At 63.1% G+C, this 24,573-nt stretch carries 23 protein-coding genes; 10 read left to right on the forward strand and 13 right to left on the reverse strand.

Annotation, left to right across the window (positions count from 1 at the left end):
* Positions 1-195 precede the first annotated feature (195 nt).
* Positions 196-1,086: a hypothetical protein gene (locus tag ACEN84_RS14810; protein WP_413709097.1), complete on the forward strand. Its 891-nt coding sequence runs from the start codon at positions 196-198 to the stop codon at positions 1,084-1,086.
* On the opposite strand, the gene ACEN84_RS14815 is transcribed toward ACEN84_RS14810, so the two are convergent.
* The 8 genes from ACEN84_RS14815 to ACEN84_RS14850 all read right to left on the reverse strand — a co-directional run bounded on the left by ACEN84_RS14815 (position 1,083) and on the right by ACEN84_RS14850 (position 10,408).
* Entirely contained in the window at positions 1,083-1,232 is a 150-nt protein-coding gene (locus ACEN84_RS14815) for a hypothetical protein (protein WP_165402614.1), read from the reverse strand. The genes ACEN84_RS14810 and ACEN84_RS14815 overlap by 4 nt on opposite strands.
* Positions 1,233-1,273: 41 nt before the next feature.
* On the reverse strand, positions 1,274-1,465 hold the full coding sequence (locus tag ACEN84_RS14820) for a hypothetical protein (protein WP_112719643.1): 192 nt from the start codon (positions 1,463-1,465) through the stop codon (positions 1,274-1,276).
* Between the two features lie 134 nt (positions 1,466-1,599).
* The gene (locus ACEN84_RS14825) at positions 1,600-2,484 is read right to left on the reverse strand and encodes a uracil-DNA glycosylase (RefSeq protein WP_413709098.1); all 885 of its coding nucleotides are present in this window, start codon (positions 2,482-2,484) and stop codon (positions 1,600-1,602) included.
* A 57-nt stretch (positions 2,485-2,541) separates the two neighbouring features.
* Positions 2,542-3,837, reverse strand: a complete 1,296-nt coding sequence (locus ACEN84_RS14830; protein WP_413709099.1) for an Hsp70 family protein — start codon at positions 3,835-3,837, stop codon at positions 2,542-2,544.
* 142 nt (positions 3,838-3,979) lie between these two features.
* Positions 3,980-4,861 (reverse strand): LysR family transcriptional regulator, encoded by an 882-nt coding sequence (locus ACEN84_RS14835; RefSeq protein WP_112719640.1) that lies wholly within the window; start codon positions 4,859-4,861, stop codon positions 3,980-3,982.
* 109 nt (positions 4,862-4,970) lie between these two features.
* Positions 4,971-8,102, reverse strand: a complete 3,132-nt coding sequence (locus ACEN84_RS14840) for an efflux RND transporter permease subunit (protein ID WP_413709100.1) — start codon at positions 8,100-8,102, stop codon at positions 4,971-4,973.
* A complete protein-coding gene (locus tag ACEN84_RS14845; protein WP_413709101.1) occupies positions 8,099-9,430 on the reverse strand; it encodes an efflux RND transporter periplasmic adaptor subunit in 1,332 nt (443 codons plus the stop codon). Before ACEN84_RS14845 ends, ACEN84_RS14840 begins: the two co-directional genes overlap by 4 nt.
* 189 nt (positions 9,431-9,619) lie before the next feature.
* On the reverse strand, positions 9,620-10,408 hold the full coding sequence (locus tag ACEN84_RS14850) for an SDR family oxidoreductase (RefSeq protein ID WP_413709102.1): 789 nt from the start codon (positions 10,406-10,408) through the stop codon (positions 9,620-9,622).
* A 256-nt stretch (positions 10,409-10,664) separates the two neighbouring features.
* Here ACEN84_RS14850 and ACEN84_RS14855 point away from each other — a divergent pair, with 256 nt between their 5' ends.
* Positions 10,665-12,329: an electron transfer flavoprotein-ubiquinone oxidoreductase gene (locus ACEN84_RS14855; RefSeq protein WP_413709103.1), complete on the forward strand. Its 1,665-nt coding sequence runs from the start codon at positions 10,665-10,667 to the stop codon at positions 12,327-12,329.
* Between the two features lie 68 nt (positions 12,330-12,397).
* Here the strand turns inward: ACEN84_RS14855 and ACEN84_RS14860 are convergent, their stop codons facing one another.
* Positions 12,398-12,625, reverse strand: coding sequence for a type II toxin-antitoxin system VapB family antitoxin (locus ACEN84_RS14860; protein ID WP_413709104.1), 228 nt, complete (start codon positions 12,623-12,625; stop codon positions 12,398-12,400).
* Between the two features lie 174 nt (positions 12,626-12,799).
* Between ACEN84_RS14860 and ACEN84_RS14865 the strand changes: the two genes are divergently transcribed.
* A complete protein-coding gene (locus ACEN84_RS14865) occupies positions 12,800-13,414 on the forward strand; it encodes a L,D-transpeptidase (protein ID WP_413709105.1) in 615 nt (204 codons plus the stop codon).
* Positions 13,415-13,463: 49 nt separating this feature from the next.
* Here ACEN84_RS14865 and ACEN84_RS14870 read toward each other — a convergent pair whose 3' ends face one another.
* Positions 13,464-14,366 carry a DMT family transporter gene (locus tag ACEN84_RS14870; RefSeq protein WP_413709106.1) on the reverse strand — a complete coding sequence of 301 codons (903 nt, stop codon included), beginning with the start codon at positions 14,364-14,366 and terminating at the stop codon, positions 13,464-13,466.
* A 143-nt stretch (positions 14,367-14,509) separates the two neighbouring features.
* Here ACEN84_RS14870 and ACEN84_RS14875 point away from each other — a divergent pair, with 143 nt between their 5' ends.
* From ACEN84_RS14875 to ACEN84_RS14895, 5 genes are all read left to right on the forward strand, one after another.
* The gene (locus ACEN84_RS14875) at positions 14,510-14,983 is read left to right on the forward strand and encodes an Lrp/AsnC family transcriptional regulator (RefSeq protein ID WP_112719631.1); all 474 of its coding nucleotides are present in this window, start codon (positions 14,510-14,512) and stop codon (positions 14,981-14,983) included.
* Positions 14,984-15,085: 102 nt separating this feature from the next.
* Positions 15,086-16,015, forward strand: coding sequence for an ABC transporter substrate-binding protein (locus ACEN84_RS14880; RefSeq protein WP_413709107.1), 930 nt, complete (start codon positions 15,086-15,088; stop codon positions 16,013-16,015).
* 47 nt (positions 16,016-16,062) lie between these two features.
* Positions 16,063-17,037, forward strand: a complete 975-nt coding sequence (locus ACEN84_RS14885; RefSeq protein WP_413709108.1) for a FecCD family ABC transporter permease — start codon at positions 16,063-16,065, stop codon at positions 17,035-17,037.
* Positions 17,034-18,035, forward strand: coding sequence for a FecCD family ABC transporter permease (locus ACEN84_RS14890; RefSeq protein ID WP_413709109.1), 1,002 nt, complete (start codon positions 17,034-17,036; stop codon positions 18,033-18,035). The genes ACEN84_RS14885 and ACEN84_RS14890 overlap by 4 nt, the downstream gene beginning before the upstream one ends.
* Positions 18,028-18,837 carry an ABC transporter ATP-binding protein gene (locus ACEN84_RS14895; RefSeq protein WP_413709110.1) on the forward strand — a complete coding sequence of 270 codons (810 nt, stop codon included), beginning with the start codon at positions 18,028-18,030 and terminating at the stop codon, positions 18,835-18,837. The genes ACEN84_RS14890 and ACEN84_RS14895 overlap by 8 nt, the downstream gene beginning before the upstream one ends.
* On the opposite strand, the gene mgtE is transcribed toward ACEN84_RS14895, so the two are convergent.
* Together mgtE and ACEN84_RS14905 are read right to left on the reverse strand one after the other, a co-directional pair.
* Positions 18,818-20,191: a magnesium transporter gene (gene mgtE, locus ACEN84_RS14900; RefSeq protein ID WP_413709111.1), complete on the reverse strand. Its 1,374-nt coding sequence runs from the start codon at positions 20,189-20,191 to the stop codon at positions 18,818-18,820. The genes ACEN84_RS14895 and mgtE overlap by 20 nt on opposite strands.
* Positions 20,192-20,486: 295 nt before the next feature.
* On the reverse strand, positions 20,487-21,500 hold the full coding sequence (locus tag ACEN84_RS14905; protein ID WP_413709112.1) for a zinc-binding alcohol dehydrogenase family protein: 1,014 nt from the start codon (positions 21,498-21,500) through the stop codon (positions 20,487-20,489).
* A gap of 103 nt (positions 21,501-21,603) precedes the next feature.
* Here ACEN84_RS14905 and ACEN84_RS14910 point away from each other — a divergent pair, with 103 nt between their 5' ends.
* Complete coding sequence (locus tag ACEN84_RS14910; RefSeq protein WP_413709113.1) at positions 21,604-21,999, forward strand: winged helix-turn-helix transcriptional regulator; 396 nt, start codon at positions 21,604-21,606, stop codon at positions 21,997-21,999.
* On the opposite strand, the gene ACEN84_RS14915 is transcribed toward ACEN84_RS14910, so the two are convergent.
* Complete coding sequence (locus tag ACEN84_RS14915; protein ID WP_413709114.1) at positions 21,967-23,184, reverse strand: MFS transporter; 1,218 nt, start codon at positions 23,182-23,184, stop codon at positions 21,967-21,969. The two genes, ACEN84_RS14910 and ACEN84_RS14915, sit on opposite strands and share 33 nt — an antisense overlap.
* Before the next feature lie 303 nt (positions 23,185-23,487).
* On the opposite strand from ACEN84_RS14915, the gene ACEN84_RS14920 reads away from it, so the two are divergent.
* Positions 23,488-24,432 carry a diacylglycerol/lipid kinase family protein gene (locus tag ACEN84_RS14920; protein WP_413709115.1) on the forward strand — a complete coding sequence of 315 codons (945 nt, stop codon included), beginning with the start codon at positions 23,488-23,490 and terminating at the stop codon, positions 24,430-24,432.
* Positions 24,433-24,573 lie beyond the last annotated feature (141 nt).

The following is a 24,573-nucleotide window of genomic DNA, read 5'->3' on the forward strand; positions in this document are numbered from 1 at the left end:
TTAGCTGTCGATTCGCGCTTTTGGCGGGAATGTACTGGCGAAATCTTGGGATACACATGACCCGCTGAATATGGTTGATGAAACTGACGAAGTTTCATTTATTCAAAGCCTTGCATATGCGAATGGCCACTGACGCCGGACGGAAATGTCCCTGAAGTGGTAGCTCCGGAAGCTGGCTTGCGAGCGGGGGCGCTTATGGCATTTTCGGCGGACGAACTGGCTCAGCATCCGAACTTCCTCGCCGCTATCCGCCTGCTCGCAGGCAACATGCGCGGTATGTTCGACGCTGCCCCGCGCCTGGCGCGGCTGCTTGCCTCCCACCAGCGCTGGCTCCTGACGCAGACGGCCTATGGCCTGAGCCTGCGGCATGACCTTTCCGACCCGTCATCCGGCTTTACCGCCGTGGCACTGACGGGGTGCATCACCGAGCACAGGGTCGCCAGCCGCAACACCGTTCTCAATTTCATCGAAGAATTGATCACCTACCGCTTCATCGCCCATACGCCGGGCGAGGAGCGGCGCCGGCCCCGGCATTTCGAGCCTGCCGATGTCAGTCATCAGGCGATGGCGGGGTGGTTCCTCTCGAACCTTGCGGCACTCGATGTTCTCGATGGCGGCAACCGCGCTGCCTGTTTCCAGGCGAACCCCGAATTGATTCGCATCGCCCAGCCGATGGTTGCCGAAAACTGCCTGAAGGATGCCCGCTGGCGCGAGCCGCCGGAGCAGGTGGCACTCTTCATGTGGACCGAAGCCGGCGGCCTCGTCGTCGATCACCTCGTTTCAAAGATCGATCTGGAGACCTGCGAAGGCGAGCGCTATGACGCCGGCCGTATCGAGACGCGCAATCTGGCAGGCGACTTCATGATGTCGCGCACGCATCTGCAGCGCCTGTTCGCCAAGGCGGTACAGACGGGATGTCTCGGCTGGTACGACGAGCCGAAGAAGACGCAGCTTTGGATTTCGGGCGCATTCCTGAGGGAATATTGCGGCTGGCAGGCGATCAAGTTCGCCTATATCGACCAGGCATTCGAAGCCGCCAAGATGCAGATCGAGCGCGATCCGGTCAGGTTCGCGGTCTGTGCTTAGAGCGCGATCGCGGCGACGTCGGTCGCCTTGCGGTCCGTCTGTGTCGAGCAGAGCTCGCGCTCATATTCCTTCGCAGCACAGACGGCAGCGCGGATATGCTCGATCGTTTCGATATTGCGCAGAAGCGAGATGATGACGGCAGACATGCTTTACTCCATCCGCGCGCCCGGCTGGGCGGCGCGGTTACTCAATATTCCTGGAAATCGGCGAAGATGGCGGCCGGACGCGTCGTGCGGCCGGTGATGCCGGTGCCGCGGGCGATCATCTGTTCGTTGGTCGCGAAGCCGAGACGGCTGTAGCCTTGCGTCGTGCGAACCGCGTCGTTCGCGAGGCGGAGGGTTTCAAACCCGCAGTGTATAGGACGAAAACGTGTGTTCATTGCCTTGGTTCCTGTCAGATTCCTCCCAAGACACGAGTATATATTGCCGCGCAGCATCGATTCTGCAATGCACCTAAATGAGACGCAGCCATGCATAATGTGCATGGGTCGTTTCATAAAATCTTTAAGATTGGCTATTTTGTAATCAGATCGAGATCGCGCAGCTTTTGCTGAAACGCTAAAAGATCGTTCCAGGCCAAGCGCTTATTGACCGGCGCGGTCAACAGATCCTGCGGATGCAATGTGGCGATTGCCGGGATCGTAAGCCCGCCGGCGCCGATTTCCTTCCACTGGCCGCGCAGGCCGTGGATCGTATCCGTCTCCCCGAAAAACACGCGCGCGGCGAAATTTCCAAACAGCAGGATGGCTTTCGGCTCCGCGAGCGCGATCTGCCGCTCGATGAAGGGACGGCAGATATCCATCTCGGCGGGCGACGGCACGCGGTTGCCCGGTGGGCGCCAGGGAATGACCTGCGTCAGCAGGATGCCGGAACGGTCGAGGCCGATCGCAGCCAGCATCTTGTCGAGAAGGGCGCCAGGACGCCCGGCGAAGGGTTGCCCCTCGCGGTCGTCTTCGGCGCTCGGCGCCGAGCCGATCACCATGATGCCGCTCGCCGCATCGCCGCTCGCAAAGATCGTCGAGCGGGCGCTGTGTTTCAGATTGCAGCCGTTGAAGGCTTCGAGCGCGGTCTTCAATTCCGCAAGCGAGCGGGCGCTCTCGGCGGCAAAGCGCGCCTGCTGGACGGCTTCGCCATCGGGAATGGCGGGTTGCGGGCGGACTGCCGGAGCGCTGGCGGCAGCCGGTGCCTGGCGCTGGGGCGCCGTGGCGCGGCTCTGCTGCTGCGTGTTTTGTTGCGGAGCCTGCTGAGGTGCCGCCGCGCGGCGCGCCGCCTTCATCGCCTCGAATTCGGCAAAGCGGTCGACCGCCTCTTCCTCCAGCAGCCACTCGACACCCGCATCTGCATGGAAATGCAAAAGCGCGGCAAGTTCGGCCGGGGAGAGGTCGTTGGCGGAGATCATGCGGCAACCTTAACGGACGAGTGGCGGCAATGAAAGTGCAGCCGCCGGCCTAAGCGGCTATTGCACAGTCCATTGCGCGATGTCGTCGCGCTCGCCGATCAGCGCCAGGCCGTGGGCGATGGACAGCAGCTCGCCGCCCGTCTCGATCTTGTCCTGGTCGAAGCGCTCGGTGAAGATGCGGCGCACGGCAGGCACGAAGGACGTGCCGCCGGTGAGAAACACCTTGTCGATGCCATCGGCGCGCGTCTGCGTCTTTTCCAGCACCTCGTCGAGCGCGCCTTCGATGCGGGCGAGGTCTTCGCCGATCCAGCCTTCGAAATCGCTGCGCTTGATCGTGCGGTGACCGCTGCGGCCGAGCGGGCCGAAGTCGAATGCCGCTTCCTCGTTCGCCGAGAGCGCCATCTTGGTGGCAGAGACCGCCTGATAGAGCGGGTAGCCCTCGTCGTGATCGACGAGATCGACGAAGAGCTCGAGCTTTTCCGGCTCGAGGGCAGTGCGCACCAGCTTCCTCAGGTCCTCGAACTCGCGCGAGGTTTTGAAGATCGACAGCTGGTTCCAGCGGCCGAAGCTCGAATAGTAGTTCGACGGCACCTCAAGGATCTTGTCGAAGCTCTTGAAATGACTCCCCTTGCCGATCTGCGGCGCGACGACATTGTCGATCATCCGGTAGTCGAAATGATCACCGGCGATGCCGACACCCGAATAGCCGATCGGCTTCGCCGTCAGCTTGCCGGCGACGGTCTCGAAGCGGATCAGCGAGTAGTCGGTGGTGCCGCCACCGAAGTCGGCGACCAGAACCGTGGCATCGGCCTTCAGGTTCTGCGCGAAGTAGAAGGCGGCGGCAACGGGCTCATAGACGTAATGCACTTCCGGGAAGCCGAAGCGCGACAGCGCCTCGTTGTAGCGCTGTGTCGCGAGCGCCGGATCGGCGGTGGTGCCAGCGAAATGCACCGGGCGGCCGGCGACGATGCGGCTGACATCGGACGGCCAGTTGTCGCCGGCATAGGCGCGCAGGCGGCGGATGAAGACTTCCATCAGATCTTCGAAGCTCTGGCGCTTGCCGAAGACGATCGTGCCCTGAAAGAGGGCGCTGGCGGCAAATGTCTTGATCGACTGCAGGAAGCGGCAATCGCCGGGATTGTCGATGAACTGGCGGATTGCCGCCGCACCCGCCTCGACCTTCAAGGCCGATGCGCCGAGCTGCGGATCCTTCATGAAGGACAGCGCCGTGCGCATGCTGTCGGCAGTGCCTGCCGCGCTGGTGAAGCTCATCGAATGTGTGGCATTGGCGCCATCCGCCATTGCCAGAACCGTATTGGTCGTGCCGAAATCAAGCCCGAGCGCCCGTGCCATGGCCGTGCTCCTTAAATCAGTAAAAATGCTTTGAACCGGGAAGAGATGACCCGGATGTGACAAAGGGCGGCAAATGCGCGCCCGCGAATTTTTGAGAGGGCGGGTGATCGCACAGGACGGAGGCGAAAGCAACCCGCCGGGATCAGCTGCCGCGGGTCTCCGCCGACATCTCCTGCAGCCAGCGCCGGAAGTTTTCCATCGCCGGGGTCACTGGTCGCGACTTCAGCCGCGTCAGCCAGTAGCTGCCCTTGGAAATATAGATGGGGAAGGGTTGCTCGATCTCGCCGGATGCCAGCTGGCGCGAGAACATCAGTGGCGGGGCGAGGGCAACGCCCGCACCCTGCATCGCCGCCTCGACCATCAGCACCGAGGAATCGAAGACCATGCCGAGGATCGGCGGCGCCGAGAGCCCGGCCTCCTCGAACCAGCTTGGCCATTCGTCGGAGCGGTAGGAGCGCAGCAGCGTCTGGCCCGCGACATCCTCCGGCGTCTTCAGCTGCCGCGCGATCGGTGGGATGCAGAGGACGGAGAGCGGCGCCTCGAACAGCGCTTCCGCCTCGATATCGTGCCAGGCGCCGTTGCCGAAACGGATCGTATAGTCGAGGCCCTCGGCGGCGATATCGACACGGTTGTTGTTGGTCGACAGCCGCAGGTCGATATAGGGAAAGCGGGTGCGGAAATCGGCAAGCCGCGGCAGCAGCCAGCCGACGGCGAGCGTCCCGACCGCGCCGATCTTTAGCACCTCGCGCAACTGGCCGCCTTCGAAGCGCTCCAGCATGTCGGCCATCCGGTCGAAAGATTCGCGCAGCACCGGCAGCAGCGCCAGACCCTCCTCGGTGATCATCAACCCGCGCGGCAGGCGGCGGAAGAGCGTGACGCCGAGCCGTTGCTCCAGAAGCTTCACCTGATGGCTGACAGCCGCCTGCGTCACGCAGAGCTCGATCGCCGCGCGAGTGAAGCTCAGATGCCGGGAGGCGGCCTCGAACGCCCGCAAGGCGTTCAGCGGCAGGTAGGGTCGAACCATGCTGTGGCCTAATTCAATTCATGTCTGACCGGAGATAGCATCGCCGGATTGGCCACAGCAAGGCTCAGGCCACCAAATGAAAAGGGCGCCCCGGAGGCGCCCTTTTGTCTTATTCGGCAGCGACCGCCCGTGCCTCGGGCTCGCCATCCTCGTTGGCCGGCGTGTCATGCTTCTTCTTGCGGCTGAACAGCCGGCCGAGCCAGTTTTCGAAGCGGCCCATCTCGACGAAGATCACCGGTGTGATGAACAGCGTCAGCGCCTGCGAGACCAGCAGGCCGCCGACAACGGCGATACCGAGCGGCTGGCGCAGTTCCGAGCTGGCGCCGGTGCCGAGCGCGATCGGCAGGGCGCCGAGCAGGGCGCAGAAGGTCGTCATCATGATCGGCCGGAAACGGCGGACGCAGGCTTCGTGGATCGCTTCTGAGGCCGACATCGATGTCGACCTCAGGTTTTCCAGCGCCACGTCGATCATCATGATCGCGTTCTTCTTGACGATACCGATCAGCATCAACAGGCCGATGAGAGCGATGATCGACAGATCGAGGCCCATGACCTTCAGCGCCAGGAGCGCGCCGAGTGCCGCGGCCGGCAGGCCGGACAGGATCGTCAGCGGATGAATGAAGCTCTCGTAGAGAACGCCAAGCACCACATAGATCGTCAGGACCGCCGCCAGGATCAGGTAAGGCGTATTGCCCTGTGACTGCTCGAAGATCTGCGCCGTGCCGCCATAGCTGGTGAACACGTCGGCCGGCATGTTGATATCCTTCTTGATCTGATCGATCGCCACGGTGGCATCGCCGAGCGATTCCCCTGCTGGCAGGTTGAAGGACACGGTGGTCGAGACCAGCTGGCCGGTCTGGTTGATGGTGACAGGGCCGGTGGTCCGCTGCACATGCGCAAAGTTCGACAGCGGTACGAGGCTGCCATTCGACGAGGCAACACGGATTTCGGCAAGCTTCTGGTCGTCCCATGGCTTGCTCGTGTCGTATTCGACGATGACGTCGTAGCTGTCGCCGGTCGACTGGATCTCGGCGGCCGTGTAGCTGCTGAAAGCTTCTTGCAGCGTCGTGCGCAGGTCGTCATTGTCGATGCCGTAGGCGGCAGCCTTTTCGCTGTCGATGACGATATTGGCCTGCAGCGCGTTGTTCTGGGCGTCGGTCGTCACATCGGTGAAGCGCGGATCCTGGCGCAGCGCGCTCTGGATCTTGCCTGCCCAGAGATTGGTCTGATCGGCGTTGAGAGCCTGAACGACCAGCTGGTATTGGCTGGCAGTCTGGCGGCCACCGAAGCGCAGGCTCTGGTTCGGCGTCACGAATGCCTGCAGGCCTGGGATCTTGTTGATCGCCGTGCGCAGTTCACGCAGCGTCTGGTCGAGTGGCGGACGCTTGTCTTTGTCCTTCAGCTCGACATAGATCGTGCCGCTGTTCAACGGCTTGCGGGCATTGCCGCCGACTGTCGACATGACGTGATTGACGGCCGGGTTCGCCTGTACGACGGCGGCCGCCTGCTTCTGCAGCGCTTCCATCGCCGGATAGGAGATATCCTGACGTGCCTGGGTGGTGACCTGCAGGCGGCCGATATCTTCCTGCGGGAAGAAGCTCGCCGGCAGCGTCATGAACAGGTAGATCGTCAGCGCGATCGACGCGAAGAATACGCCGATGACCGTCATGTGGTGCTTCAGGCACCAGCCGACGGCGCGGTCGTAACCGCGCAATGTCCGCTCGAATCCGGCGTCGAAGATACGAACCAGGAGGGGTGGACGGCTGTGGTTGTTGGAGAGTCGCGAGCCGAGCATCGGCGTCACCGTCAGTGAGACGATCGCCGACGAGACGATGGCGATGGCGACGACCATGCCGAATTCGTTGAAGACGCGCCCGACGACGCCGCCCATCAACAGGATCGGGATGAAGACCGCGATCAGCGAGACCGACATCGAGATGATCGTATAGCTGACTTCAGCCGCCCCCTTGATCGCCGCCTCGCGGACCGGCATGCCGTCCTCGACGTGTCGCAGGATGTTTTCCAGCATGACGATGGCGTCGTCGACCACGAGGCCCACCGCGAGCGTTAGCCCCAAGAGTGAGATGTTGTCGATACTGTAGCCCAGCACATACATCATGCCGAAGGTCGAGATCAGCGACAGCGGTACGGCGAGGCCCGGAATGATCGTTGCGGTCAGATGGCCGGTGAACAGGTAGATGACGAGAACCACGAGGCCGATCGTCAGAAGCAGCGTGAACTTGACGTCGGAAATCGCTTCTCGGATCGGCGTTGCCGCGTCGTTCATGACGACGGTTTTGACCGATGGCGGGATTTCGGCATGCAGCTGCGGCAGCTTGGCGTTGATCGCATCGACGACATCGACGGTATTGGCGTCGGGCTGGCGCTGGATCGCCAGAATAATGCCGCGCTGGCCGTCATACCAGCTGCCGGTGTTCTGGTTCTCGACGCCATCCTGCACGTCTGCGACATCGCTGAGGTGGATCGCCGCGCCGTTCGGCGAGGCGATGACCAGCGAGCGAAACTCGGCAGCGTTCGTGCGCTGCGTATTGGCATTGATCGTCAGTGTCTGTGCATTGTTCTGCAGCGTACCGACGGGGTTCTGGTTGTTGGCAGCAGCAATCGCCTTGTTGACGGTATCGATGCCGATCCCGCGAGCCTGCAGCTTGTTGGGATCTGCCTCGACGCGCACAGCGTAGGTCTGTGCACCGAAGACCGTTACTTCAGCAACGCCTGGAAGTGTCGAGAGCGACGGCGAGATGATGTCTTCGGCGATTTCGTCGAGCTTGCTGCGGGGCAGGGTGTCGCTCTGCACCGACATGAGCATCACCGGCGCGTCGGCCGGATTGGTCTTGCGGTAGCTCGGCGGCGTCGTCAGATTGTCGGGCAGCTGGCGTGTCGCATGCGAGATCGCGGCCTGCACGTCCGCGGCCGCCGCATCGATGTTACGGTTCAGATCGAACTGTAGCACGATGCTGGTATTGCCGAGCGAGCTGGAAGCGCTGATTTCGCTGATGCCGGGGATCGTCTCGAACTGCTTGATCAGCGGCGTGGCGACCGAAGTCGCCATCGTCTGCGGCGATGCGCCGTTCAGCTGTGCGGAGACGTTGACCGTCGGAAAGTCGACCTGGGGCAGGGCGGCAACCGGAATGAGCTGGTAGCCCGCGAGACCGGCAAGGACGGCGCCGATCGCCAGAAGCGTCGTGGCGACGGGGCGCTGGATGCAGAAATTCGGAATCATTCCTCAGTCCCCGCGGTAGCATTTTGGGTTTGCTGCTGCATCGTGTCGGCGGCTGAAGCAACGTTCAGCGCCTTGTCGTCGAACTGTTCTGATATTGCCTGCTTGTCGTTCAGCTGGCCCTGGCCCTCGATTACCACGTGGTCACCGGCCGAAATGCCTGCCGAAATCGCCGAGAAATCGCCGTTGGATCGGGCCACCGTGACAGGCGTCAGCTGCGCCTTCCCGTCCTTGACGACAAACGTAAAGAAACCGTCCGGGCCGGGGCTGACGGCGACCGTCGGCACGACCACCTGCTGCTGCTTGTTCTCGAAGTGGACGACGACATTGACCGACTGGCCGGGCCAGAGGGCGCCGGAGGCATTCTCGAACCGCGCCTTGACGGCGATCGTGCCCGAAGCCTTGTCCACGGTATTGTCGTAAAAGCTGACTGCACCCTTGCGGACTTCGCCCTTTGCGGAATCGGGCGCGGTGCTGACATCGACCGGGCCTGCGGCAAGTGCCGTCTTCATCTCCCGCAGATAGCGTTCCTGCAGATTGAACTGCACATAGATCGGATCGTACTTTGCGATCGTCACGATCGCCGATCCCGCATTGACGAAAGCTCCGTCGCTGATCGCCACGTCGCCAAGGCGGCCATCGAATGGGGCGCGGATTTCCGTATGATCGAGAGTGATCTGGTCGGCGGCAAGCGCCGCCTTGTCGGCCTCGACGGTGGCGGCTGCGCTATCGCGGGTCGCCTTGGCCTGATCTGAACTCTGCTGCGTGCCGGCCTTCTGATCGGCAAGGTCCTGAGCGCGTGCAAGTGCGATCTCGGCGCCGTTCAGCGTCGCCTGATCTCGAACGATCATCGCATTGTCCTTGTCGACGGCGGCCTTTGCCGAGCGGTCGTCAAGCTTGGCGATCAGATCGCCGGATTTGACGGTCGCGCCATCCTGGACATTGATGCTGACGATCAGCCCCTGTTCCTGCGCGGCGATCGTCGTATTGTCTTCGGCAACCGCCCAGCCGGATGCGCCAACATCGATCGGCAACGCAGCCTGCGCGGCGGCAACTGTCTTGACGACAGTCGGGCCGCCGGCGCCACGGCGATGTCCGCCATTGCCGCCGCCGCCGCCCTGGTGGCCGCCGCCATCCTGCGATGCACCGGCCGCAGCCTGCTGGTCGCCGCCAGCTGCGCCGCCGTCTCCCTTGCCGCCGCCATGGGCGGGCTGTTTGATCAGTTTCGAAAGATAGGGAATCTGCTGTGCATAGGGAATGCGATTGCCGAACTGCCAGAGGCCGACTGCGGCAATTGCAACGACGCTGACTGTGATCCAGAATTTCTTCATGAGCGAGACCGGTTTTAAACAGAATGGGGCGAATTCTATGCTCTAACTGAGCCGCTTATTTTGCGGCGCAAAAAAGACATTATTCGCCGCTTACGATCACTAAGCGTTTATAACAGCTTAAATTTTCGTAATGAACATTCCGTAATATTAGTCCGTGACTAATATATACTGGGTCGCTACATCAGTCGACTACACTGAGCGGGCCGCTCCACCATCACAACGGATCAATGACCCCGTGATGTAACTTGCTGGTTCGCTGCACAAAAACGCCGCCGTCGCCGCAAACTCATCGACCTTCCCGTAGCGCCCAACTGGAATGCGCGCTTCCTTTTCCGAGCGGATTTCGTCCATCTTTTTGCCGGTGCGTCTTGCTGCCGCACCATCGAGTTCGTCGAGGCGGCCGGTCAGAATGCTGCCCGGCAGCAGCAGGTTGGTGGTGACGCCATGGCTGGCGATCTCGGAAGCCAGCGTCTTGCTCCAGCCCGCAAGGGCAGGGCGCAGCGTATTGGAGAGCGCCAGGTTGGCGATCGGCTCGATGACCCCGGAGGAGGCGACCGTCAGGATGCGGCCCCAGCCCTGCTGCTTCATGCCGGGAAGCAACGCGTTGGTCAGCGTGATGACGCGCAGCACCATCGAGACGAAATAGGTCTCGAGCTTCTCGGCGCTCATCTCCTCGGTCGTGCCGGGCGTCGGGCCACCGGTATTGTTGACGAGGATATCGAGGCCACCGAACTTCTCCTTGCCCGCCGCCGTCACCGTCGCGACGAAGTTCTCGTCGCCGAGATCGGCCCAGATCCAGTCGGCCTTGCCGTTGCCCTCGGCATTGATCGCCTTGCAATTGGCTTCCAGCTGCTCGCCGCTGCGCCCGCAGAGCAGCACGTTTGCGCCCTCGCGCGCCAAAGCCACTGCGATCCCCTGGCCAAGGCCGCGGGATGAAGCCAGAACGAGTGCGCGTTTGCCCTTGATGCCGAGATCCATGATGTCCTCCTGATGTCGTGCTTCTGTATAAGGCGCCGCCAGTGGGAAAGGAAAGCGCAGAGAGACGCAAAATCGGCGTCGCATAATTGACGTGAACGTAAACGTTAAATAGGTTTATGAGCACGGAGGAAATCATTGTGCGAATTGGGGGATTGGCTGTCGCTTCCCGGCTCGACAATGCTTTCCGGTTTTGACAAGAGATTACCCCAGATGGGGAATATGGCCGGACGAACGGCCGAGCGGAGACCTGACTGATATGACCGAGACGACTGAGCTTCCGGAACGCGAAAGCATGGAATTCGACGTGGTGATCGTCGGCGGTGGACCGGCCGGCCTGTCGGCCGCGATCCGCCTGAAGCAGGTCAATCCGGATCTTTCGGTCGTCGTGCTGGAGAAGGGCGCCGAAGTCGGCGCGCATATCCTCTCGGGCGCCGTCGTCGATCCCGTCGGCATCGACCGTCTGTTACCGGACTGGCGCTCGGAAAGCGACCATCCCTTCAAGACCGAAGTCAATGCCGACCACTTCCTGGTGCTCGGCCCCGCCGGCTCCATCCGTCTGCCGAATGCCCTGATGCCGCCGCTGATGAACAATCATGGCAATTACATCGTCTCGCTCGGCAACGTCTGTCGCTGGCTGGCGGGCCACGCCGAAGCGCTCGGCGTCGAGATCTATCCGGGCTTTGCCGCCACCGAAGTGCTTTACAACGACGAGGGCGCCGTCATCGGCGTCGCCACCGGCGACATGGGCATCGAGAAGAACGGCGAGCCCGGCCCGAACTTTACCCGCGGCATGGAGCTGCTGGGCAAATATGTGCTGATCGGCGAGGGCGTGCGCGGCTCGCTCGCCAAGCAGCTCATTGCCAAGTTCGATCTGCAGAAGGATCGCGAGCCCCAGAAATTCGGCATCGGCATCAAGGAACTCTGGCAGGTCAAGCCCGAGAACCACAAGCAGGGTCTGGTGCAGCACTCCTTCGGCTGGCCGCTCGGCATGGCGGCGGGCGGCGGCTCGTTCCTCTATCACCTCGAAGACAACATGGTCGCCGTCGGCTTCGTCGTGCACCTGAACTACAAGAACCCCTATCTCTATCCCTTCGAGGAATTCCAGCGCTTCAAGACGCACCCGGCGATCCGCGGCACCTTCGAGGGCGGCAAGCGGCTTTCCTACGGCGCCCGCGCCATCACCGAGGGCGGCTACCAGTCGGTGCCGAAGCTGACCTTCCCGGGTGGTGCGCTGATCGGCTGCTCGGCCGGTTTCGTCAACGTTCCCCGCATCAAGGGCAGCCATAACGCCGTGCTGTCGGGCATGCTCGCCGCCAAGAAGATCGCCGATGCGATCGCTGCCGGCCGCGCCAATGACGAGGTCGTCGAGATCGAGAACGAATGGCGCAAGACAGCCATCGGCAAGGACCTGAAGAAGGTCCGCAACGTCAAGCCGCTCTGGTCGAAGTTCGGCACGCTTGTCGGCATCGGCCTCGGCGGTCTCGACATGTGGACCAATACGCTGTTCGGCTTCTCCTTCTTCGGCACGCTCGGCCACGGCAAGACCGACGCCGCCTCCCTGGAACCTGCCTCGCAGCACAAGAAGATCGATTATCCGAAGCCGGATGGCGTGCTCACCTTTGACCGCCTCTCCTCGGTGTTCCTGTCGAACACCAACCACGAGGAAGACCAGCCGGTGCATCTGCAGGTGAAGGACATGGCGCTGCAGAAGTCGTCGGAGCACGACATCTATGCCGGTCCCTCGACCCGCTACTGTCCGGCCGGCGTCTACGAATGGGTGGAGAAGGACGGCAAGGATACCTACGTCATCAACGCCCAGAACTGCGTCCACTGCAAGACCTGCGATATCAAGGACCCGAACCAGAACATCAACTGGGTCCCGCCCCAGGGCGGCGAGGGGCCGGTTTATCCGAATATGTGAGGTGTGGGACCGGTCGCGATCGGTCCCTGGATCTCGGCGCCGAGGGGATCAGAACCTGACGGCGCCGCCTAATCCTGATTGTCGTTGTCACCCCAGGTGCCGTCCAGATTCCAGCGGCGGCGGGGCGGGGCCTCGAGGTTGGGCGCACTGCTGCCCAGCATGAAGACTCGCTGCGCAGCGTCCTGTTGAATGAGCCTTGTTAGCGCTTCCTTCAGCAGCGCTGATTTTTCGTGGATGCCAGTGACTTCCTGTGCCCGCTCGATCAGGGCGTCATCCAGCGTAACGGTTGTTCTCATCTCCCGTCCCTCATCGAAAACGACAGCAAATGATGCGCTTTCCAGTGCGCCATGTCGAGGCGAGCCCTTATTTCATGCTCTTCGAACTCAACTTCCACGGTCGCGCTTAGCAGTTCATTAACCATAATCTCATTAACTTCGGTCGCAACAACCGAACGTTAAGGACCTGTTTCGATGTCGATTTCCCGCCGCGGTTTCGTTCTGGGCGTTTCCGCACTTCTTGCCGGATGCGCGTCGAGCGGTCCTGATCATCGCGCCAACTATGCGGCCCTTCCGGCCGAGAAGTTTCCGCTTCCGGCCATGCCGCTCGACAAGGTCGAGCCGGAACTGCGCCGTCAGGAAGTGTCCTACGTCTCCAATTATGATGCCGGTACCGTCGTCGTCGACACGCCCGCCCGCCGCCTCTACTACATCCTCGGCGATGGCAGGGCGATGCGCTATGGCGTCGGCGTCGGCCGCGAGGGGCTCGCCTTTGCCGGTGGCGCCTATGTCGGGCGCAAGGCGGAATGGCCGAGCTGGACGCCGACCGAAAACATGCAGCGCCGTGAAGAGCGCTACCGCAGGCTCGCCGGCGGCATGCCGGGCGGCCCGAACAACCCGCTCGGCGCCCGCGCCATGTATCTCTACCGCGGCGGCAACGACACCCATTTCCGCATCCACGGCACCAACCAGCCGCAGTCGATCGGCCTTGCGATGTCGAGTGGCTGCATCCGCATGCTCAACCATGATGTCATCGATCTCTATGATCGCGTCGCGCCTGGCGCCAAGGTCGTAGTGATGCAGGCTTGAATGCAAAAAAAGCCCGGCGTCTCAGCCGGGCTTTTCATGTGAGGAATGACTAGCGGCGTCTGGCCGCAATGCCCGTCGAGAGCGCGACGCCGATGCCGGTGATGACGGCGGCGGCGATCTCCGCCATGCCGACGGGTTCGCCGAGCAACATGCCGCCGCCGATCGTGGCGAGAACGGGCGTGAGTGCGGTGAAGGCTGCGGCCTGTGTGCCGCCGAGCGTCTTGACCGCAGTGCCATAGGCGACCATCGCCACCAATCCCGAAAGCACGCCCTGGCTCAGCACCTGCAGGCCGAGATCGGCAGCGCTTGCCTGTGCCAGCGAGGTGCCGAAGACGAGGGCAAGGACGGCGATCACCAAGAACGACCAGATGGCGACGAGGGCGCTTGCTTGCAGGGCCGTCAGGCCGCTGCGGCGGAAGGCATGGGTATAGCTTGCCCAGAGCACGGCACCGGCAGGAAGCATGACGAAGCTTGTCCAGGGAAGCGATGCATCGGCAAGGCTTTCGATCAGCAGGATCAGCACGCCGCCGACGATCGCCGCAAGGCCGAGCTTGCGGGTGATGTCGGGCCGTTCGCCGAAGAGCAGGATGCCGATAACGGCTGTTGCAAGCGGCATCGAGCCGCCGAGCAGGATGCCGGATGAGGCGGCAGGCGTCGAATGGATCGCCAGCGTCGTGACGAGGAAGAAGACGGCACCGGCACCCGCAACCATCAGCGCCAAGAGATGCAGCGGCAGGCCCTTCGGCAGCAAGCCGGTCTTCAGCCAGACCGGCGCCAGCACGAGTGCTGGAATGCCGTAGCGGATCAGGCCGATATCGATCGAGCCGAGCGGCGTCGCCGCGCTATGGCGCGTCGCGAGGAACCACGAGGCCCAGATAAGCACGGTCACCGTACCGCCCGCATAGCCGGGAAGCAGGGACGGGGACTTGTCGTTGGTGAGGCTGATGGCCATGGCTCTATCCTTTCCGTGGTCCGGATGATCTCCGGCTGGAAAGAAGATAGGCCGGAAGGCCCCGGCATGTCCTTGCTATCTATGGCAAGGAAATCGTGATACTGGCAATTATCTGCCAAGATCATCTCTAAAAGTTATCGGATATGCCAAATCTCGATAAATTCGATATCGCCATCCTCAAATGCCTTCAGGAGGATGCGCGTGCCACCAATGTGGAGATCGCCGAGAAGGTGAACCTCTCTCCGTCGCCCTGTCTGCGCCGTATCCGCAACCTCGAAAAGTCGGGCGTCATCCGCGGCTACCGCGCCGATATCGACCGCAAGGAGGTCGGGCTTGGGCTCACCGTGTTCGTCGAGTTCAAGGTGGCGCATCATACCCGCGAGAATTCCGAGGCGCAGCAGGCCGCGCTTCTGGCAATCCCCGAAATCGTCTCCTGCTTCCTGATCTCAGGTACGGCCGATTTTCTGGCCGAGGTGGTGGTCGAGGATCTCGCCGCCTATGAGCGTCTGCTGACCGAAACGCTGCTGACCTTGCCCAATGTCAGCGACATCCGCTCGAACTTCGCGATCCGCAGCATGAAGACCCACGGCGCCCTGAAACTGCCTGAGAAAAAATAAGGTGAGAGTTTTTGTAAACTTTACTTGAAGTCTGCACGTCAATTCTGTAGCGGAATTTTGAAGCGGGACCCGCCTCCCGCAATTTTCAGCTGGGAGTTTGATGTGAGCCTGTTTCAGAACCCGATATCCCGCCGCAATTTCGGCCTTCTCCTCGGCGCCGCCGGTACTGCGCTGGTTGCCCGCCCGGCTTTTGCCGATGACGCCGCCCGCACGATCGAGCATCGGCTCGGCTCCACGGAGATCAAGGGCAAGCCGCAGCGCGTCGTGGCGCTCGAATTCTCCTTCGTACAGTCTCTCGATGCGATCGGCGTCGTGCCCGTCGGCATCACCGACGACAACCAGCCGAAGCGCATCGAGCAGCTTCTCGGCAAGAAGATCGCTTACAGCTCGGTCGGCACCCGTCTGGAGCCGAACCTCGAGCTTGTCAGCGCGCTGACGCCCGATCTCATCATCGCCGACGAAATCCGCCATTCGGCAATCTATGCGCAGCTCAGCGCCATCGCGCCCACCATCGTCCTGAACAGCTGGGAAGGCAGCTACCAGACGATCAAGGAAGGCGTCGTCACCATCGCCGATGCGCTGGGCGACAAAGCGAAGGGCGAGAAGGCGGTGGCCGATCACGAGGCAGTCGTCGCCGCGCTGGTCGCCAAGATCCCGGCCGGTGAAAAGCGCCGCTTCCTACTGGCCGTCGCGACGCCCGATTCCATGAGCCTCCACACATCCTCGTCCTTCACCGGCTCCGTCTTCAAGGCGATGGGCCTGACGCCTGCGGTCGATTCTTCCGACGCAGTGGAAAGCGGGGCGGGCCTCGAGCGCCTGATCGCCGTCAATCCCGATGTGCTTCTGGTCGCGACCGATGCCGGTGGCACGGTGCTCGACCAGTGGAAGGGCAACAGCGCCTTTGCAAACATCTCGGCCGTCAAGGACAGCAACATCTTCGAGGTCGATCGCAACCAGTTCTCGCGTTTCCGCGGGCTGAAGACCGCCGAGATGATCGCCCGCGAAATCCTCGCCAAGGTCTACAAGGCCTGACAGCGGTGAGCAAAGCGGCGGCAGCACGAAGCGTTGAAGAGCGGCGGATGCAGCCGCTCGCGCTCGGCTGCCTGCTGCTTGCCGCGCTCGCTGCGGTCATCATTGCCGCCATATCCTTCGGCGTTTCGGAGCTGCCGGTTCTCCGAGCTCTGTCGCTTTTCTTATCTCCCGATGGCTCGCCCGATAGCGCGCTCGTCTGGGATGTCCGCCTGCCGCGGGCGCTGCTCGCCGTCATGGTCGGCGCCAACCTGGCGGTCGCCGGCGTCCTGATCCAGACGCTGACGCGCAATCCACTCGCCTCGCCGCAGACCTTCGGCATCAATGCCGGTGCCTCGCTGGTCATCGTCCTCTGCCTCATCGCGCTGCCGGAGTTGAAGGGCGCGGGCACCGTCTGGCCCGCTTTTGCCGGTGCGGCGGCCGTCGGCCTCGCCATGTGGGCGTTGTCGGTCTCGGGCGCCATGAACGACATGAAGCTGGCGCTCGCCGGCATTTCGATCCAGCTCGTGCTTGCCGCACTCGTCCAAGCGATCCTGATCGCCAACAATGCGGCGCAGGATATCGTCTATTGGCTCGCCGGATCGATCAACGGCGCGCAATGGGAGAAGGTCTGGATCGTCCTGCCATTCTCGATCCTCGGTGGCGGCACCGCGCTGCTGGCCGGCCGCCATTTCGGCGTGCTGGCGCTCGATGACACGACCGGCGTGTCGCTCGGCCAGAATGCGCGCCGCGTCGGCGGGCTGGCTGCGGCGCTGATCGTCGTGCTCGCCGGTTCCGCCGTTGCCGTCAGCGGGCCGATCGGTTTCATCGGCCTGCTTGTGCCGCATATCATCCGCAGGCTCGTCGGCGGCGACCAGTTCACCGTCATCGCGCTCAGCGCCATTGCCGGTCCGCTCTTGCTGAATGCCGCCGATCTTGCGGGCCGCATCGCTGCCTTTCCCTCTGAGATGCCCGTCGGCATCGTCACCGCACTGGTCGGTGCTCCGGCCTTCCTGCTGATCCTCTGGAGGCAGCGGGTCCGATGAGTGCGCTTGCCGCAAGAAATACCCGGGCATTGACGGTCTGCCTCACCATCGCCGTCCTGATCGCCGTTCTGGCCATCCTCGGCATGACCGTTGGCGCGGTCACGCTCAGCATCGCGCAGGTGCTCGATGGCATCAGCGGCGGCAAGAATGCCTTCATCGTCATGCAATACCGGGCGCCGCGCGTCGCAGTCTCCATTCTCGCGGGCGCATCCTTCGGTCTCGCAGGCGTCTTCCTGCAGGGCGCCTTGCGCAATCCGCTGGCGTCGCCCGATGTCGTCGGCATCACCAAATGCGCCGGTCTCGGCGCTTTCCTGGCGGGCATGCTGACGCCACCGGCCTGGGCGATCTGGTCGATCCCATCAGGTGTGGTTCTCGGCGCCGTCATCGGCGCCGGTCTGCTGCTCGTCATCGGCCGCGCCTTCGGCGGCGGCATTGCGGCGCTCGCACTCGTCGGCGTGGCGCTCGGCATGCTGGCCCAGGCACTGATGCAATATGTCATGGTGATCTTCCCGACCCGCGCCGATCAGTCGATGGTCTGGCTGGCGGGCAGCGTCTATGGCAGTTCCGCCACCGATGTGCTGATCCTCAGCCTGTGGCTTGTCGCCTGCCTGCCGCTGATCCTGATCGCCGCCTCCAGGCTTGATGCCGGGGGCTTCGGCGACGATACGCTGATCAGTCTGGGCATGTCGCCGGGCGTGCTGCGCGGCGGCCTGATCGTCGTCTCCGTTCTGCTCTGCGCCGGTGCGGTCGCCAGCGTCGGCAGCATGGGCTTTCTTGGCCTGCTGGCGCCGCATGCGGCAAGGCTGATGGTCGGTCCGCGTGCCCGCCATCTCGTTCCCGCCAGCGCACTGATGGGGGCGGTCGCACTCTCCGCTGCCGATCTGGCGGGGCGGCTGGTGGCGCTGCCGAATGAGATCCCGGCCGGCATCGTCGCCGCCGTCATCGGCGGTCCCTATCTGATTTTCCTGCTCATCAAGGAGACCGGCCGCCATGAGTAGCGCCGCGCAATCCCGCCTTGCCGGAGAGAAGCTGACGCTCGGCTACGCGGCCATCCGCGTGCTTGAGAATGTCGATGTCTCGATCCCCGATGGCAAGATCACCGCGCTGATCGGCGCAAACGGCAGCGGCAAGTCCACGCTGCTGAAGGCGCTCGGCCGCATCATCGAACCCGCTTCTGGAACGGTCTATCTCGACGGCAAGAAGATCTCGGCGATGCAGGGCAGGGCGATCGCCCAGGCGCTGGCGCTGCTGCCGCAAAGCCCGGTCTCGCCCGATGGATTGACGGTGCGCCAGCTCTGCCGCTTCGGCCGCCATCCGCACAAGGGGTTGCTGTCGCGTACCTCAGCACATGACGAGGAGATCGTCGACGGGGCGCTTGCCGCTACCGGTCTTTCCGATCTCGCTTCGCGCCCGCTCGAGCGTCTCTCGGGCGGTCAGCGGCAACGTGCCTGGATCGCCATGGCGCTGGCGCAGGAAACGCCGATTCTGCTGCTCGACGAGCCGACCACCTATCTCGATATCGCCCATCAGCTGGAAGTGCTGGAACTGCTGCGCGACCTGAACCGCAATCGCGGCCGCACCGTCGTCATGGTCGTCCACGACCTGAACCACGCGGCACAATATGCCGATCACATCATCGCCGTTGCCGATGGCGGCATCCACGCATCGGGAAGCCCCGGCGCGCTGTTGACGCCGGAGCTTATCAAGGCGGTGTTCGGAGTGGATGCGGCGGTCGTGCCGCACCCTGTCGACGGCACGCCGCTCTGCCTGCCGATCGCTTCTAGAGAAGCGTCCCGGTGAGGATCATCAGGGCGACCGAGAAGTAGATCACCAGTCCGGTCACGTCGACCAGCGTTGCGACGAACGGAGCCGATGCCGTTGCCGGATCGAGCTTCAGCCGCTGCAGCACGAAGGGCAGCATCGAGCCCGATACGGAACCGAAGGTGACGATGCCGATCAGCGCTGCAAACACGGTGATCCCGACCAGAACCCAGTGCGGGCCGTAATCGTAGAGCCCAGCGCTCTGCCAGAAGAACACGCGCAGCATGCCGACAAGGCCGAGGATGGCGCCGAGCACGACGCCGGTCGGCAGTTCGCGGATCAGCACCCTCCACCAGTCGGAAAGCTTCAGCTCGCCCACGGCCAGCGCTCGGATGATCAGCGATGTCGCCTGCGAGCCGGAATTGCCGCCGGAGCTCATGATCAGCGGGATGAACAGCGTCAGCACGACGGCCTTCTCGAGCTCTCCCTCGAAATGCTGCATGGCGCTTGCCGTCAGCATCTCACCGAGGAAGAGGGCACAGAGCCAGCCGGCGCGCTTGCGGATCATGCCGCCGAAGCTGATCTTCATGTAGGGCTTGCCGAGGGCCTCCATGCCGCCGAAGCGCTGGGCGCCATCGGTCGTATCGGCAATCATCGTATCGATCACGTCGTCGACCGTGACGATGCCGAGGATCAGGCCGTGATCGTCGACGACGGGCAGCGCCAGCAGGTCGTGCTTGCGGATCAGCCGTGCCACGTCTTCCTGCTTCATCAGCGGATCGGCGGCAACCGGCGTTCCCTTCTGGGCGACGGTCAGGATCGAGGCGTCTGGTTCGCCGGTGATCAGGCGGCGCAGCGTCACGACATGCAGCAGCGCGCCGGAATTCTCATCCAGCACATAGATCGCATAGACCGTCTCGCGCGAGCGCTCGACATGGCGCACATGCGCAAGCGTCTGCTCGACCGTCCAGTTGCCGGGCACGCTGACGAACTCGGTCGTCATGATGCTGCCCGCGGTGCGGGCCGGATAGCCCATCAGGTGCTGGATGGCGACGCGCACCGGCTCTTCCAGGCTGTTGAACAGCCGGGTGCGGGTATCGGTGTCGAGCTCGAGCAGAACGTCGGCGACACGGTCGTTGGACATGCCGTGCAGCAGGCGTGCAGCATCGGCGCGGTCCATCAGCGCCAGCACGGTGGAGGCGTTGCGCAGTTCCGGCCGGTCGAGAATGTTGACCGCGTATTCCTGCGGCATGCGCGACAGGATGCGTGAAACCTCGGCCGGGGCGAGTGCATTCAGCGACTCGACGCGTTCGGCGATGGTCGCAACTTTATTGTTGGTCATGAAAGCGCGCGCGGCATTGCCGGCCCGCAGGGGGAAGCGATTGATATTCATTAGCTCGCCTTTCCGTCGATCCGCCGTAGCGTCCGATCGGGCGAGCCCGGAGCATCCAGGTCAGCGCGAAAGGGCCGCGTACGGCAAAGGCAATCGACTGCTACTGTCGCTTGGCATCGTGATGATGGCTCCGTTGATATCCGCGTCCAGCGCAGCGCCGTCCGCGTCAGAAACAGGTGGTCCTGAACGCTAAAAAAGTCAACTGGGATATGTGCTTAATGGCAGAATGCCGCACCATCCGGCGCGGCATTCTTTGCGATTATGATTTACCGGATATTTCCGGACGAAAAGCCGATCAGAAACCTGCCAGGACGACCTTGCCCCTGGTCTTTCCGGTCTCGATCATCGCATGCGCCTTCTTCAGGTTCGCGGCGTTGATCGTGCCGACTGTGTCGGTCAGCGTCGTGCGGATCTTGCCGGCATCGACGAGCTCGGAAATCGTGTTGAGAAGCTTGTGCTGCTCGACCATGTCAGGCGTGCCGAAGATCGGCCGGGTGAACATCAGCTCCCAATGCACCGAGATCGCCTTGCGCTTGAAAGGCATGATGTCGAGCACCTTGGGATCGTCGATCAGCGCGAACCGGCCCTGCGGCGCGATCACTTCGACGATTTCGGCCAGATGCTGGTCGGTATTGGTGGTCGAGAAGACGAAGCCGGGTGCGCCGATACCGAGGGCGGCCACCTGCGCGGCGATCGGCTTCGAATGGTCGATCACGTGATGCGCGCCGAGTTCCTTCACCCACTCCTGCGTTTCCGGACGCGAGGCGGTGGCAATGACGGTGAGATCGGTCAGCGCGCGGGCGATCTGGATGGTGATCGAGCCGACGCCGCCAGCGCCGCCGATGATGAGCAGGGACCGGGCGGCACCCGGCACGGCATCCTGCACCTTGAGCCGGTCGAACAGCGCTTCGTAAGCGGTGATCGAGGTCAGCGGCAGGGCTGCTGCTGGGGCAAAATCGAGCGTCTTCGGCTTGCGGCCGACGATGCGCTCATCGACGAGATGGAATCCGGCATTGGAGCCGGGGCGGGTGATCGAGCCGGCATAGAAGACCTCGTCGCCCGGCTGGAACAGCGTCACATCCGGGCCGACCGCCTTGACGATACCCGCCGCATCCCAGCCTATGACCTTCAGCTCGCCTGATGGAGGCGCGACATTGGCGCGGATCTTGACGTCGACAGGGTTGACGGAGACGGCCTTGATCTCGACCAGCAGGTCATGCCCCGTGGCCTCGGGAACGGGCAGCTCGACATCGACGAGCGAGGTTTCTGCCGCGATCGGCTGTGGGGTCTTGTAGGCGACGGCGCGCATGGGAAACTCCTGTGTTTGTTGCACAGTGGCTAGATGCGTCTTATGCTCTGTTAACGCAAGAATGCACAAATTCTGTACGTAGTACCCAAAAGGATACCGTGAAATGTCTCTGCCCCGCGCCAAGCTGACGAAGAACTTCCCCGGCTGCCCGGTGGAGGCGACGCTGAGCTTTCTCGATGGCAAGTGGAAAGGCGTGATCCTGTTCCATCTGATGGATGGCACGCTGCGCTTCAACGAGCTGCGCCGCAAGCTTCCGGCGGTGACGCAGCGCATGCTGACCAAGCAGCTGCGCGAGCTTGAGGATTGCGGCCTGATCTCGCGAAAGGTCTATCCGGTCGTGCCGCCGCGCGTCGAATATACGATGACGCCGCTCGGTGAGACGCTGAAGCCGGTCATCCGGGCGCTGGCTGCCTGGGGCGACGAACATGTGTTCTGCCGCCCCGATGGCATGGAATTGCGCGAAGCCTCAGGCGCTGCGGCTGCGGCGGTCCAGGCGTAGCGACGCCGCGAAGACGAAGATACCGAGGAACGACAGGAAAGCGCCGACATAACCCGTCGAGGCGTAGCCGTAGCCCCAGGCGATAACGAGGCCGCCGAGCCAGGCGCCGAGCGCATTGGCGATATTGAAGGCCGAGTGATTGGAAGCGGCCGCCAGCGTCTGCGCATCGGCGGCGACATCCATCAGGCGGGTCTGCAGGGCAGGGCCGGCCGCAAAGCCGCAGCCCGTCAGGAACACGCAGGCGGCGAGCATGACCGGATTGGCGGCCGTCAGCGAGAAGCAGCTGAGCACGACGATGTTGAAGATCAGCGAGCCGCCGATCGTGCCCATCAGCGACTTGTCGGCGAGCCAGGAGCCGAGCACGTTGCCGACATTCATGCCGACGCCGAAGAGCACCATCATCACCGCAACCATGCTGGCCGGCAGCATCGCCACCTTCATCGTCGTATCGGCGATATAGCTGAACATCGCGAACATGCCGCCGTAGCCGACAGCGGCGATGGCGAGCGTCAGCAGCACCTGCGGGCGCTTGAAGGCGCCGAGCTCGCGCATGAAGCTTGCGCCTTCCTCCACCTGATCGCGCGGCACGTAGGTCCAGATCAGCGCCACGGTCACGAGGCCGATGACGCCGACGGTGGTGAAGGCGATGCGCCAGTCAAGCGACTGGCCGAAGAAGGTGGCAAGCGGGGTGCCGAGCAGCGTGGCGATCGTCAGGCCGAGCATGACGCGGCCGACGGCGCGCGCCCGCTTGTGAACCGGCACCATCGACGCGGCAACGATCGCCGCCACGCCGAAATAGGCGCCATGCGGCAGGCCGGTGATGAAGCGCAGCAGCGTGAAGCTCTCGAAGGTCGGCGCCATCGCGCTCAGGATATTGCCGATGGCAAAAATGCCCATCAGCAGCAGAAGCAGTGAGCGCCGCGCCATCTTCGCCGCAAGCACGGCGATGACCGGCGCGCCGATGACGACGCCGAGCGCATAGGCGCTGATCACGTAACCCGCCTGCGGCGTGGTGACCGAGAAGGTGCCTGCCACATTCGGCAGCAGGCCCATGATCGCGAATTCACCGGTACCGATGCCGAAGCCGCCGCAGGCAAGCGCCAGCTGCACCAGCGCAACCGCCATCGGCGAAGGCGCCTCCGCAACCGGTGCATCGAGGGAATCGTCTACGGCGATCTGGCTCACGGGAGCTCCTTGGGCATGTATCAAAAAGCGGTTCACCGGAAGCGTTCGGCTCCGGTGTCGGCCTGTCTATGGCGGGAAGGGAGGTACGTGCCTCCATCTTGCATTCTATCCCTGATTGGCGGCAGAGCGTCGAGTGCATTTTTTGCAGTGCAGCGTCCTGTTATCGGCATACGTCCATTGCATTATTAGCATTTGCCAAGGCTTGCCGCCGCACTGCGCAAACTAGCTGCGCGCTTGAAATCGCCCATCGCAAAACCATCTCTAGCTGTGATTTGTAACTCGCCGTGGGGGCATGGATACAGCATGAAGCTTGTCGGTTTTTTTAACAAGGATGGCGGCACGTTCCGCACCACGGATATGGAAGCCTATGAGCGGCAGGCCGAGGCGACATTCCGCGAGGCTGGCCATGACTTCGAAGCCATCGTCTTTCCCGGCAAGGAGATCGTTCCGGCCATGGAACGCGCCGCCCGCCGCGACGATATCGACGGCATCGTTGCCGGTGGCGGCGACGGCACGATTTCGGCCGCCGCCTCGATCGCCTGGAAGAACGGCGTGGCGCTCGGCGTCATTCCGGCGGGCACGATGAACCTTTTCGCCCGCTCGCTGAAGGTACCGCTCGATATCTGGCAGGCGCTGGATACACTGGCCTTCGGCGAGGTCGATCATGTCGATATCGCCAGCGCCAACGGCCGCCCGTTCATCCACCAGTTCTCTGCTGGTCTTCACGCCCGCATGGTGCGCTACCGCAATTCCTACAGCTACCGCTCCCGCCTCGGAAAGATGCGCGCCAGCACCCGCGCCGCCTTCGGCGTGGTGATGAACCCGCCGGAATTCGAGGTCGAGTTCGAGGCGCTGGGTGTCCGCGAGCGCCGCCGTGTCTCCGCTGTTTCGGTCTCCAACAATCCCTTCGGCGAAAACGCGCTGCTCTATGCCGACAATCTGCGCAGCGGCGAGCTCGGCTTCTATACTGCGAAACCGCTGCGGCCGATGGGCGTCGCGAGGCTCGCCTTCGACATGCTGCGCGGCAAGGTGCGCGACAACGCCGACGTCATGGTGATGCATCCGGCCGAAGTGCATCTGCATTTCCCGAAGATGCGCGCCAAATCCAATTGCGTCATGGATGGCGAATTGCTGCCGCTCGAGCGCGACATCCGCCTGCAGCTGCACCCGGAAGAACTCAAGGTTCTCGTCCGGCAGGGGCTCGCCGCGCAGAACGACGAGACGGAACGGCGCGAACCTGCCGCCTAGAGCGTTTCCTGGTTATATTGAAGCATTCTGTTGGCTCAAACGGAGTCGGATGGTCAACCGGCTGGCGCGCGTCGTAGCCCAGATCTACGGCCAAGCCAGCCGGTCGATCAGGCGGCCCGTTTCAGCCAACCCCGCAGGGGC

The organism is Rhizobium sp. Rhizsp82, assembly GCF_047325115.1.
In the GTDB taxonomy this organism is placed as follows: domain Bacteria; phylum Pseudomonadota; class Alphaproteobacteria; order Rhizobiales; family Rhizobiaceae; genus Rhizobium.